This window comes from Haemophilus influenzae, assembly GCF_019703545.1.
In the GTDB taxonomy this organism is placed as follows: domain Bacteria; phylum Pseudomonadota; class Gammaproteobacteria; order Enterobacterales; family Pasteurellaceae; genus Haemophilus; species Haemophilus influenzae_E.
The window spans coordinates 838032-854418 of sequence record NZ_AP018771.1 but is presented as its reverse complement, the minus strand read 5'-3'; the positions used below and the strand labels follow the sequence as shown (position 1 = coordinate 854418).

Here is a 16387-nt window from a genome sequence, read left to right as displayed (position 1 = left end):
TCAAATAATACGCCCTTTATTTTGGAAAATATTTAGAATATTGTGAATTTATTAGATTTTTTCTTGTTTGTGTTTCTTTTCTCTAGAGAAATTATTAAAAAATCTCGCCTTTTCATTGAAAAGCCATACAATCAAATTATTTATCGCTTGAGGGATGATTATGGAATTTGAATTTTCAAAAATGTTAGAAGAAGTGCTAACTTGGATAGTCGCACACCTTGATGGACCTTTATGGGATGCCACCATTATTATTTTGCTTGGAACTGGTCTATTTTTTACCATTACAACAGGATTTGTGCAGTTCCGTTTATTCCCTGCAAGCCTTCGTGAAATGTGGTTTGGTCGTTCGGTGGAGGGAAGTTCATTAACACCTTTCCAAGCGTTTACGACAGGTCTTGCGAGTCGCGTTGGTGTGGGTAACATTGGTGGGGTTGCAACGGCAATCGCCTTAGGGGGCGAAGGCGCAGTGTTTTGGATGTGGGTAACGGCATTTATTGGTATGTCGAGTGCTTTCGCTGAATCTACCCTTGCTCAATTATTTAAAATTCAAGATAAAGATGGATCATTCCGTGGCGGCCCTGCTTATTATATTGTGCAAGGTTTAAAATCACGTTGTATGGCAGTGGCTTTTGCGCTTGCATTAATTTTTACATTTGGTTTTGCTTTTAATTCGGTGCAGGCGAACTCCATTGTTGAAGCGACGAGTAATGCGTGGAATTGGAAAGGGGAATATGTCGGTATTTCATTAGTAATTTTTACCGCACTTATTATTTTCGGTGGCGTTAAGCGTATTGCGATTATTTCGAGCAACCTTGTACCAATGATGGCACTTTTCTATTTGATTATGGCAGTGATTATTCTTGGCATGCATATTGATATGATCCCTTCCGTGATTCATCGTATTGTTCAAAGTGCATTTAGTTTTGATGCTGCCGCTGGCGGAATGTTTGGTGCATTGGTATCGAAAGCAATGATGATGGGGATTAAACGTGGTTTATTCTCAAACGAAGCGGGAATGGGATCTGCGCCTAATTCGGCTGCAGCAGCTCACGTTAAACATCCAGTTAGCCAAGGTTTAGTGCAAATGCTCGGTGTGTTTGTTGATACAATGATCGTTTGTACTTGTACTGCCGTCATTATTTTGCTTTCGAATAATTATGGTAGCGAAACGCTCAAAAGTATCTCTCTTACGCAAAATGCTTTGCAATATCACATAGGTGAATTTGGGGTGCATTTCCTAGCGTTTATCTTATTGTTATTCGCTTATTCTTCTATTATTGGTAACTATGCTTATGCGGAAAGCAATATCCGTTTTATAAAAAATAAACCTTGGTTTGTATTTTTGTTCCGTTTAATGGTGCTATTTTTCGTGTATTTCGGTGCGGTTCGCTCTGGCAATGTGGTGTGGAATTTCGCAGATACGGTAATGGCAGTCATGGCAATTATTAACTTGATCGCAATTTTGATGTTGTCGCCAATCGTATGGAAATTAATGAAGGATTATCAACGCCAGCTTAAAGAAGGAAAAACGCCAGAGTTTAAAATTGATGAATACCCTGAATTACGTAAGAAAATATTTGATTCCCGCATTTGGAAATAAAGATAAAATGACTAGAAAGAGATTATCTACCTTTCCAAAGAGTTAGATTATTATTTAAAGAAATTTTTTGATATTGTTTCAGGCTTGGTTCTTCTAGTTCAGACTGAATAAACTATTGCCGGCACTTTTTACCGCCCTCGTGCCGGCTATCCCAAACTGCTTTGAAAACTGACCGCTCTTTAGCTTACTTCAAAAATTCCGCATGATAGGCAATATGCTCGCCAATAAAACTGGCGATGAAGTAATAGCTGTGATCATAGCCTTTATGGAAGCGTACATCGAGCGGCTGATTTGCCACGCGACAGGTTTCGATAAAATCTTCGGTACGCAATTGTGTCGGTAAAAACTCATCTTCCAAGCCCTGATCAATGTGCATACCTTGCACTTTATAGCCTTGTTGAATGAGCGAGCTAGCATCATATTGCTGCCATTTTTCACGATCTTCCCCTAAATAGGCAGAAAAGGCTTTTTCTCCCCAAGGCACAAGGCTTGGCGACAAAATGGGCGAAAAAGCAGAAACACTTTGATAACGTTCTTGGTTTCGCAGTGCCAATACCAATGCACCGTGTCCACCCATTGAATGTCCCATAATGGAACGTTTGCCGTTGGTAGGGAAATTTGCTTCAATCAAATCAGGCAATTCATTCAAAATATAATCATACATTTGATAATTCGTCGCCCAAGGCTGCTCGGTCGCATTAAGATAAAAGCCCGCTCCCTGCCCTAAATCGTAAGCCACATCATTCGGCACTTGCTCTCCACGAGGGCTAGTATCAGGCGCAACCACAATCACTTGATGTTCTGCCGCATAACGCTGGAAGCCTGATTTGGTAATGAAATTTTGTTCTGTACAAGTTAAGCCAGAAAGCCAATAAATCACGCCAAGAGGTCGATTCTCCGGATTATTTGGCAAATAAACGGCAAATTTCATTTCACATTGAAGTGTTTGGGCATTATGTGTCCAAACTTGCTGCGAACCGCCAAAAATTTGATGTTGTTCAATTAGTTTCATAGCGTACCTTAGTAGTGAATAACAGTACGGATTGATTTGCCTTCGTGCATTAATTCAAAGGCTTCATTAATTTGATCAAGTGGCATTGTGTGAGTCACAAACGGTTCTAACTGGATGTCGCCTTTCATTGAATCTTCCACCATTTGCGGAAGTTCAGAGCGACCTTTCACGCCACCAAATGCCGAACCTTTCCAAACACGGCCTGTTACCAATTGGAACGGACGCGTTGAAATTTCTTGTCCTGCACCCGCTACGCCGATGATAATGGATTGCCCCCAGCCTCGGTGAGCACTTTCTAATGCTTGACGCATTACGTTTACATTACCGATACATTCAAAGGTATGGTCAATGCCCCATTTATTAATATCTAACAACACATCTTTGATCGGCTTATCGTAATCATTAGGGTTTAAACAATCCGTTGCACCAAACTGTTTTGCCAACTCAAATTTTGCAGGATTGGTATCAATGGCGATAATGCGACCTGCTTTGGCTTGACGCGCACCTTGCACCACCGCCAAACCAATCGCCCCCAAGCCAAACACGGCAACAGAGTCGCCTTCTTGCACTTTTGCTGTATTATGTACCGCACCAATACCTGTGGTGACACCGCAGCCGAGCAAACACACTTGTTCGTGGTTGGCTTCTGGGTTGATTTTCGCCAGTGAAACTTCTGCAACAACTGAGTATTCACTGAAGGTTGAACAGCCCATATAGTGATAGATCGGCTGACCTTGATAAGAAAAACGTGTCGTGCAATCAGGCATTAAGCCTTTACCTTGCGTGTCACGCACTGAGACGCATAAGTTGGTTTTACCCGAGCGGCAAAACTCACATTCGCCACATTCAGCAGTATAAAGAGGAATGACGTGATCGCCCGGTTTTACGCTTAACACACCTTCGCCAACCGCAACAACCACACCCGCACCTTCGTGTCCTAGCACCACAGGGAATACCCCTTCAGGATCGCTTCCTGATAACGTAAACGCATCAGTATGGCAAACGCCCGTGTGAGTGTTGCGGATTAACACTTCGCCTTTGTGAGGCATTTCTACGTCGATTTCCACAATTTGTAAGGGTTGATTTGGGGCGAATGCCACCGCCGCACGAGATTTGATGGTTGAATTGATTTGTTTAATTTCCATTGTTTTTCCTCTTAATTCATTATTCATTGACAAAGTTGCCTTACGTAAGCAAGATAGCAACAGTTTACACTTTAGAGTTCACTCTAAAGCAAGTGTTTTTTTACCATTTTTGTTTAAAGGGAATAAAAAGTGACTTACACCACCGCTAAAGCTGCTGAAAAAATAGGCATTTCCGCCTACACCTTACGCTTTTATGACAAAGAAGGCTTGTTACCTAATGTCGGACGTGATGAATACGGTAATCGCCGTTTTACCGACAAGGATTTGCAATGGTTGAGTTTATTACAATGCTTGAAAAATACAGGAATGAGTTTAAAAGACATCAAACGCTTTGCGGAATGTACCATCATTGGCGACGATACTATTGAAGAACGCCTTTCCTTATTTGAAAATCAAACAGAAAATGTGAAGTGTCAAATTGCCGAATTAAAACGCTATTTAGACTTACTGGAATATAAGTTAGCATTTTATCAAAAAGCGAAAGCATTAGGCTCGGTGGAAGCCGTGAATTTACCGCAGATTCCTGAAACAAGCTAAAAAAAAGTGGTTAAATCACAGAGTTAGAAGACAAATCCAACTTTTAGAGAGATAAATTTTAACTTTTTTATTACATAAATAAGTTAAAAATCAGGTTTTGTGATCAAGATCAGGATAACATAAAAATAATCTCCGATAGCTATTGTTCTAAATGGCTAAAAAGAGTATATTCCGAGCCAAATTTTTTCTTTTTTACAGAACGGAGTTTATTATGTTTGGTTTGTCCCCCGCTCAACTGATTATTTTATTAGTCGTTATTTTATTGATTTTTGGCACGAAAAAATTAAGAAATGCTGGTTCAGATCTTGGCGCAGCAGTGAAGGGTTTCAAAAAAGCGATGAAAGAAGATGAAAAAGTAAAAGATGCAGAATTTAAGTCTATAGATAATGAAACAGCTTCTGCAAAAAAAGAAAATATAAAAGAGAAAGAACAGGCTTAATCCGTGTTTGATATTGGTTTTTCAGAACTTATTTTGCTAATGATTTTGGGATTAGTTGTATTAGGCCCGAAACGTTTGCCTATAGCAATTCGCACTGTAATGGATTGGGTAAAAACAATTCGTGGTTTAGCTGCTAACGTTCAAAATGAGTTGAAACAAGAGCTAAAATTGCAAGAATTACAAGATAGTATTAAAAAAGCGGAATCCCTTAACTTGCAAGCCCTTTCACCAGAATTGAGTAAAACGGTGGAAGAATTAAAAGCTCAAGCAGATAAGATGAAAGCAGATCTAGAAGATAAAGCGGCTCAAGCTGGTACAACGGTGGAAGATCAAATCAAAGAAATCAAAAGTGCGGCTGAAAATGCAGAAAAGCCTCAAAATGCAATCTCAGTTGAGGAGGCTGCGGAAACTTTATCTGAAGCAGAAAAAACACCTACAGATTTGACCGCACTTGAAACTCACGAGAAAGTAGAACTGAACACACATTTATCTAGCTATTATCCTCCTGATGATATTGAAATCGCTCCAGCGTCAAAATCTCAATCTTCAAAAACTAAATCATAGCGAGTTTTTATGAGTAATGTGGATGAATCTCAACCTTTAATTACGCACCTTGTTGAACTAAGAAACCGTTTATTACGCTGTGTGATTTGTGTAGTGTTGGTTTTTGTTGCTTTGGTGTATTTTTCCAATGATATTTATCATTTTGTTGCTGCACCTTTAACGGCTGTTATGCCAAAAGGCACAACAATGATTGCAACCAATATTCAAACTCCTTTCTTTACGCCAATTAAATTAACTGCGATTGTTGCAATTTTTATTTCTGTCCCTTATTTGCTTTATCAAATTTGGGCTTTTATTGCACCTGCTTTATATCAGCACGAAAAACGGATGATTTATCCGTTGTTATTTTCCAGTACGATTTTATTTTATTGCGGTGTTGCTTTTGCTTACTATGTCGTCTTTCCTCTTGTATTCAGCTTCTTTACACAAACAGCCCCAGAAGGCGTTACCATCGCAACAGATATTAGTAGTTATTTAGATTTTGCTTTAGCGTTATTTTTAGCTTTTGGCGTTTGTTTTGAAGTGCCAATTGCGATTATTCTACTTTGCTGGACTGGTATTACCACTGTAAAGGCTCTTTCCGAAAAACGCCCTTATATTATTGTTGCGGCATTTTTTATTGGAATGCTTTTAACGCCTCCTGATGTTTTTTCACAAACTTTGCTTGCCATACCGATGTGCTTGCTGTTTGAGATCGGTCTATTGGTCGCTCGATTTTATCAACCAAAAGACGACGAAAATGCGGTTAAAAATAATGATGAATCAGAAAAAACACAATGATGAATTGAGTTGTTAATAGTATGGGGGCTTTGCCCCCGTTTTTATTATATTGATATAACCCTAATTTTGTTTTTTCATAAAACATATTTTCGTAGTGATTTACTAGAAATATGATTTGTAGTCTGCTCTATATTTTTATTGAAAATATCATTACCTGATGGTTTTCTGTCGTTTTTTTATTTTTTATCTAATAAATACGATATTTTTTAGATAATTTCTTTACTTTTTCCTTTTCTTTAAATTTCCTTTATAAAAATGGTTGCAAGATTAAATTAGCCATTGCATATTGTCTATGCGCCTCACGAGGCGAATACAATAAAAATACAATACACACAACATCAACAAAGAGGGAAATTCATTATGTCAAAAGTTGCTTCCTTAGACGCATTTTTAACAAAAGTTGCTCAACGCGATGGTTATCAACCTGAATTTTTACAAGCGGTTCGCGAGGTATTCACATCAATTTGGCCTTTTTTAGAAGCCAATCCTAAATATCGTTCAGAAGCATTATTAGAGCGTTTAGTTGAGCCTGAACGTGCATTTCAATTCCGTGTGGCGTGGACTGACGATAAAGGGCAAGTGCAAGTAAACAGAGCATTTCGTGTACAATTTAATAGTGCCATAGGCCCATTTAAAGGGGGAATGCGTTTCCATCCATCAGTAAATTTATCTATCTTAAAATTCTTAGGTTTTGAGCAAATCTTTAAAAATGCTTTAACAACATTGCCTATGGGTGGAGCAAAAGGCGGTTCGGACTTTGATCCAAAAGGCAAATCTGATGCTGAAGTTATGCGTTTTTGCCAAGCATTAATGGCTGAACTTTATCGTCACGTAGGAGCTGATACAGATGTTCCTGCTGGCGATATAGGTGTTGGCGGGCGCGAAGTTGGCTATTTAGCGGGCTATATGAAAAAATTATCAAACCAATCAGCTTGTGTTTTCACTGGTCGCGGTCTTTCTTTCGGTGGTAGTTTAATTCGTCCGGAAGCAACGGGATATGGCTTAGTTTATTTTGCTCAAGCAATGCTTGCTGAAAAAGGCGATAGTTTTGCAGGTAAAGTAGTTTCAGTTTCTGGTTCTGGTAATGTAGCACAATACGCGATTGAAAAAGCATTATCGCTTGGTGCAAAAGTAGTAACTTGTTCTGATTCATCGGGTTATGTTTATGATCCAAATGGATTTACTACTGAAAAATTAGCCGCACTTTTCGAAATTAAAAATACAAAACGTGGGCGTGTGAAAGATTATGCGGAACAGTTTGGTTTACAATATTTTGAAGGTAAACGCCCTTGGGAAGTGAAAGTTGATATCGCGCTTCCTTGTGCAACTCAAAATGAGTTAGAACTTTCTGATGCACAACTTTTAATTAAAAATGGTGTGAAATTAGTGGCTGAAGGTGCCAATATGCCAACAACAATTGAAGCAACAGAAGCATTACTAGCTGCAGATGTATTATTTGGCCCGGGTAAAGCTGCCAACGCTGGTGGTGTTGCTACTTCTGGTTTAGAAATGGCACAAAGTTCACAACGTTTATATTGGACAGCGGAAGAAGTGGATGCTCAATTACATCGCATTATGTTAGATATTCACGCAAACTGTAAAAAATACGGCACAATTGAAGGTCAAGAAAACATTAACTATGTTGTTGGTGCAAATGTAGCGGGATTTGTTAAAGTAGCTGATGCTATGTTGGCTCAAGGCGTTTATTAACAGATAAAAAAGTTAAATTAAATAACCGCACTGTAATAAAGTGCGGTTATTTTTTCGGATAAAATTTGAATATAAGAAAGGCGACATTTTGTCGCCTTAGATATTATTTATTTTGAATTGTTTTCATCACAATGATTAATATCACTGCATTTTCCGTAAAGATATACGTTATGCGTTTTTAATTTTATGCCGTATTTTTCGCTGATTTCACGCTGACGTTGTTCAATAATGTTATCAGTAAATTCAAATACTTTGCCGCAATCTTCACAAATAATATGATCGTGATGTTCTGTTGGAGCAAGCTCAAAAACGGATTTATTTCCCTCAAAATTATGACGGATTACAATATGCGCTTCATCAAATTGATTAAGCACACGATAAACTGTGGCTAATCCAATTTCACTACCTTGTTCCAGCAAAATTTTATAAACATCTTCTGCAGAAAAATGTTCATTTTTATGATTTTGCATTAAAGCGAGGATAGTTAAGCGAGGCTCTGTAATTTTTAATCCTGCTTTTTTGAGTAATTTAATATTTTCTTCAGACATAATTTTTCTTCCTATTATGCAAAAATGTTAAGCCAATTCAGCTAAACACATTTCATCATAAATTTGTTTACACCATTTTTCTACACGCTCTGCGGTAAGCTCTGGTTGGCGATCTTCATCAATACATAATCCGATGAAAGTGTCATCTTCCAATAAGGCTTTTGAAGCTTCAAAATTATAGCCTTCTGTTGGCCAATTTCCTACCACAATTGCACCGTGTGGCTCTATAATATCGCGTACAGTTCCGATAGCATCACAGAAATAATCCGCATAATCTTCTTGATCGCCACAGCCAAAAATACCTACAAGTTTATCTGTAAAATCGATTTCTTCGAGTGTTGGAAAAAAATCATCCCAGTCTGCTTGTGCTTCGCCGTAATACCAAGTTGGGATACCGAAAAGCAAGAAATCGTATGCTTCAATATCTTCTTTGCTACTTTTGGCAATATCACGAATATCAATTAAATCGCTACCTAATTGTTTTTGGATTTGTTTTGCGATGTTTTCAGTATTTCCAGTATCACTACCATAAAAAAGACCAACTATTGCCATTTTTATTTCCTTTTATATTAAATTTAATCTATTGATTATAAGACTTATCCAAATTCGGCGAACTATATCATAAAAGCATTCTCACTTAAACCACTTAATTCTTATTTAGAAATCGTTTAATTGCACGAATAACAAAATCAGGTTTTTCGGCGTGAACCCAGTGTCCACTCCCATTAATCGTAAAGGCAGTTGCATTAGGAAATTGTTCTAGAATTTTTTCGCTATTTTCTATTTTTATATAAGAGGAATTTCCACCCTTAATAAAAAGAGTTGGCGTAAATACACGTACCTTTTCCCAATCCATAATATTGGCATAATTGTTAAAAAGCGCGGTAAGATTAAAACGAAAACAATCAGCTGAATTAACATCAAAAGATTTCAACATAAATTGTACAACGTCTTCATCATTAATTTCTTGTTTTAAAATCGGTTTGGCTTGCTGACGATTTTCAGGCTTTGCATTTTTTACCGCAAATAGGCCATTAAACACATCTTTATGACCAAATCCTTCATAAGGCAGAGGGGACATATCAATTACGATTAATTTTTCGACTAATTCTGGGCAAAGTGCGGTGATTTTCATGGCGGTTTTTCCCCCCATAGAATGACCAATTAATATCACTTTGGATAAATTTAAGTGGCGGATTACTGCGATAACATCTTCAGCCATCAGTTGATAATTCATTTTTTCCGAATGAAAACTATGGCCGTGATTGCGTAAATCAATACGTAAAATACTGTAATGTTCACTAAAAGCTCTCGCGATAACGCCGAGATTATCCATATCGCCGAATAAACCGTGAATAAAAATTAAAACAGGTGTATTAATCGTTTGTTTTACTTGATGAAATTGATAATTGAGTAATGATTTTGCCATAATTTTTACGTGAGAATTTGTAAAGAAGTCGTTATAATTGAAAAAAATTTTAGCAAACAGAGAGATAAAAATGAAGATCATTGAAGTAGATGAAGAATTATACCAATATATTGCGAGCCAAACCCGCTCTATTGGAGAAAGTGCTTCGGATATTTTACGCCGTTTGCTTAGTTTACCTGTGCATACTTCAATTGTTAATGATTTAATTATTACTTCAGCAGAAACAGATCAAAAGCCAAAACAGGCTATCAATGTGAAAGAAGTAAATATCAAAACAACAAAAAAGCAATCAATAACCGCAATTAATCAGATTGTAGAAAAAGTCCAAACTTTATTAAATTCAACTGAATTTCAAGAAGAAAGTAAGGCTGTTGTACGTTTCTTAGCGATTTTACGTGTGCTTTATCGTACAAATCCTGAAAGTTTTGCGCAAGCAACGGAATCTTTACAAGGACGTACACGGGTTTATTTTGCTCGTGATGAAGCGACATTATTAATGGCGGGTAACCATACTAAACCAAAACAAATTCCAGATACGCCTTATTGGGTTATTACCAATACAAATAGTGGACGAAAAATGTTAATGCTAGAAGGCGCAATGCAATCTATGGAATTACCTGAAACATTGATTGATGAAGTGCGATCATATTTCACGGTAAATTAATAATGTATCCTTGGCAAGATTTTGCTATTCAACCTAATTTCTCAAATAAAATCGCTTTGCGTACTACGCAGGGCGATGCGCTTACTTGGATAGAATTGACTACAAAGATTAACCAAACAATGGCTTTTTTACAAAAAAAAGGCGTAAATGCGGAAAGTGCGGTTGCTTTTGTGGGAAAAAATTCAGAGAAAATTTTATTTTTATATCTGGCGACAATTCAGCTTGGTGCAAAAGTTTTAGGCATAAACCCTGCTTTTCCACAAGAAAAAATTGCAAAATTATGTGAGTTTTATCAAATCGATTTTTGTTTTTATGATGAAGATTTGAGGGATTTTCCAAAAGCTGACGTAGTTATACAAAAAGCTGATTTCTTTCGCCCAGCTACAATGACGCTCACGTCTGGCTCGACAGGTTTACCAAAAGCAGTTGTGCATAATGTCCAAGCGCATTTGGATAATGCAAAAGGGGTATGTAACTTAATGAAGTTTGATTGTAATCAATCTTGGTTACTTTCATTACCCTTATATCACGTTTCAGGGCAAGGTATTGTTTGGCGTTGGTTATATTGCGGTGCACAATTACATTTCCCAGAAGATGATTTTTATGCTTCATTATTAAAGACGACCCACGTTTCTCTTGTGCCAACGCAATTACAGCGTTTATTAGATTATTTACAGGAAAATCCGAGCATTTCATTTGCTACGCGTCATATTTTACTGGGCGGTGCGCATATTCCGACAGAACTTACACAAAAAATGGTGAAATACGGTATCGAAACGTATTCTGGCTACGGAATGACGGAAATGGCTTCGACAGTTTTTGCTAAAAAATCTGACGGAAAACAAGGCGTAGGGCAACCGCTCTTAGGTAGAGAGTATTGTTTAGTAAATGATGAAATTTGGCTGAAAGGTGCAGGTTTGGCGATGGGTTATTGGAAAGATCGACAAATTGTTCCATTAACGAATAACCAAGGCTGGATTCAGACAAAAGATAAAGGCATTTGGCAAGAGGGCGAACTGGTTATTATCGGACGACTTGATAATATGTTTATTTCAGGTGGCGAAAATATTCAGCCAGAAGAAATTGAACAAGTGATTATTCAACATTCTTCAGTTAATCAAGTGTTTGTTTTACCACAAAAAAACAAAGAATTTGGTCAGCGTCCTGTCGCTTTAGTGGATTTTAATGAACCCTTTAGCAAAAGTGCGGTTGAAAATTTAATGTTTTTTTTACAAGATAAACTTGCACGTTTTAAACAACCTATTGCATATTATCCTTTGCCACTGATACTTGAGAAAGGCATTAAGATCTCACGTAAACAGCTTGCTGATTGGCTGGCAAAGCGAGATGAGATAAATTAATTTACCATTTAGATTAGGGAAAAATAATGATTAGGAAACTTATGAAAATACCTCCATTTTTTACCGCACTTTTTGCCTCGGCAATGTTTACCCTTAGCGTTTCGCAAGGAGTATTGGCGGCAAATTCAACAAATGTATTACCAACGGAGCAATCGCTTAAAGCCGATTTGGCTAACGCTCAAAAAATGAGTGAGGGGGAGGCAAAAAATAGGTTGTTAGCAGAATTACAAACATCAATTGATTTATTGCAGCAAATTCAAGCTCAACAAAAAATCAATGATGCATTGCAAACAACATTAAGCCATTCAGAGAGTGAAATTAGAAAGAATAATGCAGAAATTCAAGCATTAAAAAAACAACAAGAAACGGCAACAAGTACTGATTATAATGCGCAATCACAGGACTATTTACAAAATAGTCTCACTAAGTTAAATGATCAATTACAAGATACGCAAAACGCATTAAGCACAGTAAATGCACAATTGGCAGGGCAAAGTTCTATTTCTGAACGAGCACAAGCGGCATTAACAGAAAATGTTGTACGCACACAGCAAATCAATCAACAATTAGCCAATAATGATATTGGTAGCATATTGCGAAAACAATATCAGATTGAATTACAACTGATTGATTTAAAGAATAGTTATAATCAAAACTTATTAAAAAATAATGATCAGCTTTCTTTACTCTATCAAAGCCGTTATGACCTATTGAATTTACGTTTGCAAGTACAGCAGCAAAATATTATTGCGATTCAAGAAGTCATTAATCAAAAAAATCTTCAGCAATCACAAAATCAAGTAGAACAAGCTCAGCAACAGCAAAAAACTGTGCAAAATGATTACATTCAAAAAGAACTTGATCGCAATGCACAGCTTGGTCAGTATTTATTACAACAAACAGAAAAAGCGAATTCATTAACTCAAGATGAGTTAAGAATGCGGAATATTTTAGATAGCCTCACTCAAACTCAACGTACTATTGATGAACAAATTAGTGCATTACAAGGCACGTTAGTTCTTTCACGTATTATCCAGCAACAAAAACAAAAATTACCGACTAACTTAAATATCCAAGGTTTATCAAAACAAATTGCCGATTTGCGTGTACATATTTTTGACATTACTCAAAAACGCAATGAACTTTATGATCTAGATAACTATATTAATAAAGTTGAAAGTGAAGATGGAAAACAATTTACTGAGGCAGAAAGAACGCAAGTTAAAACGCTATTAACTGAGCGTCGGAAAATGACATCTGATCTGATTAGATCTTTAAATAATCAATTAAATCTCGCGATTTCTTTGGAATTAACACAACTGCAAATTACACAAATCAGTGATCAAATTCAATCTAAATTAGAGCAGCAAAGTTTTTGGGTGAAAAGTAATAATCCTATTAATTTAGATTGGGTAAAAATGCTGCCAAGAGCTTTAATTGAACAGTTTAATGGTATGTTGAAAAAATTAGGTTTTCCAACTAATTATGACAATTTACCTTATTTGCTGATGTATTTCTTAGGGTTATTTATTGTAGGCGGTGCAATTTTTAAATTTAAAAATCGTATTAAACAACAATTAAACAAAATTAATCGTGAAATACATCGTTTAGATACAGATAGTCAGTGGAGTACTCCACTTGCCCTGTTATTAACAGCGTTTTTAACGCTTTCTAGTACACTTTGGTTTTTAGCAGTTTGCCAAATGATCGGCTTCTTTTTCTTCAAAAATCCAGAAGAATTTTGGCATTGGTCATTTAGTATGGCGGGTTATTGGTGGTTCTTTACATTTTGGATTTCATTGTTCCGTCCAAATGGTATTTTTGTTAATCATTTTGAATCTTCAAAAGAGAATGCACAACGTTTTCGTGGTGTTATCCAGCGCATTATTATTGTGGTTGTATTGCTTTTAAATACTTCTGTGTTTAGCAATGTCACTGATGCAGGTTTAGCTAATGATGTGTTAGGTCAAATTAATACTATTGCGGCTCTAATTTTCTGTGCGGCGATTATTGCCCCTCGTTTTAATCGAGTACTTCGCTCTTATGAACCTGAAACAAATAAACATCATTGGTTAATAAGAATTGTACAAATTGGTTTGAGATTAATTCCTGTGGGATTAATCGTACTTATTGTTTTAGGCTATTACTACACCGCTTTAAATTTAATTGAGCATTTTATTCATTCTTATATTGCTTGGTGTGTATGGTGGTTAGTACGCAATACGATTTACCGTGGTATTACGGTTTCTTCTCGTCGTTTAGCACATCGCCGTTTAGCAGAAAAACGTCGTCAAAAAGCACTTGAAAATAATTATGAAAATATATCCTCTGATGATGTGGTTGCAGTGGGAGAGCCAGAGGAAAGTTTGGCGTTAAATGATGTGCGTAGCCAATTATTACGTTTTGTAGATCTCTTTATTTGGACGGCATTATTAGGGATTTTCTACTATGTATGGTCAGATTTAGTCACAGTAGTGAGCTATTTACGTGAAATTACACTTTGGCAACAAACCACGACAACCGATGCTGGCACTGTAATGGAAAGCATTACTTTATTTAATCTTCTTGTTGCTTTGGTTATCGTAGGAATTACTTATGTGTTGGTTCGTAATATTTCAGGCATTTTGGAAGTATTAATTTTCTCTCGCGTGAATCTTTCACAAGGTACGCCTTATACGATTACGACACTACTTACTTATATTTTTATCGCCATTGGTGGTGCTTGGGCATTTGCAACCTTAGGGATGTCTTGGTCAAAATTACAATGGTTATTCGCCGCACTTTCTGTTGGTCTTGGTTTTGGTATGCAAGAGATTTTTGCAAACTTTGTGTCAGGTATCATTTTGTTATTTGAACGCCCAATCCGAGTTGGCGATGTGGTTACCATTAATGAAGTGAGCGGTACTGTAGCGAAAATTCGTATCCGTGCAATTACATTGATTGATTTTGATCGCAAAGAAGTGATTGTGCCAAATAAATCTTTTGTGACAGGTCAAGTGACCAACTGGGCATTATCTAACACTATGACACGTTTAGTGATTAGCGTTGGTGTTGCTTATGGTTCTGATTTAACACTCGTGCGCCAATTATTACTTCAAGCAGCTGATGAACAGCCGACTATTTTACGCGATCCTAAACCATCTGCTTATTTTTTAACTTTTGGTGCAAGTACACTGGATCACGAGTTACGTGTTTATGTAGAACAAGTTGGAGATCGCACCAGTACTACAGATGCCCTTAATCGCCGTATTAATGAATTATTTGCAGAACATAATATTGATATTGCCTTTAATCAATTAGATGTATTTATCAAAAATAATGATACAGGTGAAGAAATTCCTTTCGTTGATGTAAAAAAATAAGGGGAAATTATGGCTGGTAATACAATTGGACAACTTTTCCGTGTGACAACCTTTGGGGAGTCACATGGTATTGCATTAGGCTGTATCGTTGATGGCGTGCCACCAAATCTCGAATTATCCGAGAAAGATATTCAGCCAGATCTAGATCGCCGTAAACCAGGAACATCTCGATATACTACGCCTCGTCGTGAAGATGACGAAGTTCAAATTTTATCGGGAGTGTTTGAAGGAAAAACCACAGGCACAAGTATTGGAATGATCATTAAAAATGGTGATCAGCGTTCGCAAGATTATGGTGACATTAAAGATCGTTTCCGCCCAGGTCATGCGGATTTTACCTATCAGCAAAAATATGGCATCCGTGATTACCGTGGCGGTGGGCGTTCGTCAGCGCGTGAAACAGCGATGCGGGTTGCAGCGGGAGCGATTGCGAAAAAATATTTACGCGAACATTTTGGCATTGAGGTGCGAGGTTTTTTAAGCCAAATCGGTAATATAAAAATTGCTCCGCAGAAAGTGGGACAAATTGATTGGGAAAAGGTAAACAGTAATCCATTCTTTTGTCCTGATGAAAGTGCGGTAGAAAAATTCGATGAATTGATCCGTGAACTTAAAAAAGAAGGAGATTCTATTGGCGCAAAACTTACTGTTATTGCAGAAAATGTACCTGTAGGATTGGGTGAGCCAGTATTTGACCGTTTAGATGCCGATCTTGCTCACGCATTAATGGGCATTAATGCAGTAAAAGGAGTCGAAATTGGTGATGGTTTTGCTGTGGTTGAGCAACGAGGTTCGGAACATCGTGATGAAATGACACCTAATGGCTTTGAAAGTAATCATGCAGGCGGTATTTTAGGCGGAATTAGTTCAGGACAGCCAATTATCGCCACTATTGCACTAAAACCAACTTCAAGCATTACGATTCCTGGTCGTTCAATCAATCTTAATGGTAAACCCGTAGAAGTTGTAACAAAAGGTCGTCACGATCCTTGTGTGGGGATTCGTGCTGTGCCAATTGCGGAAGCTATGGTGGCGATTGTCTTATTAGATCATCTCTTACGTTTTAAGGCTCAGTGTAAATAATCTTAGTATAAGATGGGAGTCTCTGCCTAGGGTAGGTATACCCTAGGTTAGTTTGATGCTACCCCTTTGGGGTAAGTGTAAAGTTCCCCAAAGGGGAACTATTTTTCTAACCGTGGGTATACTTACCCACGGCAAAACCTAGGATATATTTAC

Annotated in this window: 15 protein-coding genes; 10 read left to right on the top strand and 5 right to left on the bottom strand. The window is 37.2% G+C overall.

Features of this window, described 5'->3' with window-relative positions:
- Positions 1-160 precede the first annotated feature (160 nt).
- Entirely contained in the window at positions 161-1600 is a 1440-nt protein-coding gene (locus tag K6J66_RS04230; protein WP_038439086.1) for an alanine/glycine:cation symporter family protein, read from the top strand.
- 184 nt (positions 1601-1784) lie between these two features.
- Here K6J66_RS04230 and fghA read toward each other — a convergent pair whose 3' ends face one another.
- On the bottom strand, positions 1785-2612 hold the full coding sequence (gene fghA, locus K6J66_RS04225) for an S-formylglutathione hydrolase (protein WP_038439087.1): 828 nt from the start codon (positions 2610-2612) through the stop codon (positions 1785-1787).
- 8 nt (positions 2613-2620) lie between these two features.
- A complete protein-coding gene (locus K6J66_RS04220; RefSeq protein ID WP_110442695.1) occupies positions 2621-3757 on the bottom strand; it encodes an S-(hydroxymethyl)glutathione dehydrogenase/class III alcohol dehydrogenase in 1137 nt (378 codons plus the stop codon).
- Positions 3758-3886: 129 nt separating this feature from the next.
- Between K6J66_RS04220 and K6J66_RS04215 the strand changes: the two genes are divergently transcribed.
- The 5 genes from K6J66_RS04215 to gdhA all read left to right on the top strand — a co-directional run bounded on the left by K6J66_RS04215 (position 3887) and on the right by gdhA (position 7787).
- A complete protein-coding gene (locus K6J66_RS04215) occupies positions 3887-4294 on the top strand; it encodes a MerR family transcriptional regulator (RefSeq protein WP_005671199.1) in 408 nt (135 codons plus the stop codon).
- 211 nt (positions 4295-4505) lie between these two features.
- Positions 4506-4733: a twin-arginine translocase TatA/TatE family subunit gene (gene tatA, locus K6J66_RS04210; RefSeq protein ID WP_005648696.1), complete on the top strand. Its 228-nt coding sequence runs from the start codon at positions 4506-4508 to the stop codon at positions 4731-4733.
- Positions 4734-4736: 3 nt separating this feature from the next.
- Positions 4737-5297: a Sec-independent protein translocase protein TatB gene (gene tatB / locus K6J66_RS04205; RefSeq protein WP_042594568.1), complete on the top strand. Its 561-nt coding sequence runs from the start codon at positions 4737-4739 to the stop codon at positions 5295-5297.
- Between the two features lie 9 nt (positions 5298-5306).
- On the top strand, positions 5307-6077 hold the full coding sequence (tatC, locus tag K6J66_RS04200) for a twin-arginine translocase subunit TatC (RefSeq protein ID WP_050822847.1): 771 nt from the start codon (positions 5307-5309) through the stop codon (positions 6075-6077).
- A gap of 360 nt (positions 6078-6437) precedes the next feature.
- A complete protein-coding gene (gene gdhA / locus K6J66_RS04195) occupies positions 6438-7787 on the top strand; it encodes an NADP-specific glutamate dehydrogenase (RefSeq protein WP_038439093.1) in 1350 nt (449 codons plus the stop codon).
- Positions 7788-7894: 107 nt separating this feature from the next.
- Here gdhA and fur read toward each other — a convergent pair whose 3' ends face one another.
- From fur to K6J66_RS04180, 3 genes are all read right to left on the bottom strand, one after another.
- A complete protein-coding gene (gene fur / locus K6J66_RS04190; protein ID WP_005671209.1) occupies positions 7895-8335 on the bottom strand; it encodes a ferric iron uptake transcriptional regulator in 441 nt (146 codons plus the stop codon).
- 27 nt (positions 8336-8362) lie between these two features.
- The gene (fldA, locus tag K6J66_RS04185; RefSeq protein WP_005664331.1) at positions 8363-8887 is read right to left on the bottom strand and encodes a flavodoxin FldA; all 525 of its coding nucleotides are present in this window, start codon (positions 8885-8887) and stop codon (positions 8363-8365) included.
- A 94-nt stretch (positions 8888-8981) separates the two neighbouring features.
- The gene (locus K6J66_RS04180) at positions 8982-9764 is read right to left on the bottom strand and encodes an alpha/beta fold hydrolase (protein WP_038439095.1); all 783 of its coding nucleotides are present in this window, start codon (positions 9762-9764) and stop codon (positions 8982-8984) included.
- A gap of 70 nt (positions 9765-9834) precedes the next feature.
- On the opposite strand from K6J66_RS04180, the gene seqA reads away from it, so the two are divergent.
- Genes seqA through aroC form a run of 4 tightly spaced genes read left to right on the top strand, consistent with a single transcriptional unit; the run spans position 9835 to position 16234 of the window.
- Positions 9835-10428 carry a replication initiation negative regulator SeqA gene (gene seqA / locus K6J66_RS04175; RefSeq protein WP_005648714.1) on the top strand — a complete coding sequence of 198 codons (594 nt, stop codon included), beginning with the start codon at positions 9835-9837 and terminating at the stop codon, positions 10426-10428.
- Between the two features lie 2 nt (positions 10429-10430).
- Complete coding sequence (menE, locus tag K6J66_RS04170) at positions 10431-11789, top strand: o-succinylbenzoate--CoA ligase (protein WP_038439096.1); 1359 nt, start codon at positions 10431-10433, stop codon at positions 11787-11789.
- Positions 11790-11830: 41 nt separating this feature from the next.
- On the top strand, positions 11831-15151 hold the full coding sequence (mscK, locus tag K6J66_RS04165) for a mechanosensitive channel MscK (protein ID WP_005688089.1): 3321 nt from the start codon (positions 11831-11833) through the stop codon (positions 15149-15151).
- A gap of 9 nt (positions 15152-15160) precedes the next feature.
- Positions 15161-16234 carry a chorismate synthase gene (aroC, locus tag K6J66_RS04160; RefSeq protein WP_038439098.1) on the top strand — a complete coding sequence of 358 codons (1074 nt, stop codon included), beginning with the start codon at positions 15161-15163 and terminating at the stop codon, positions 16232-16234.
- The last annotated feature ends 153 nt before the right edge of the window (positions 16235-16387 follow it).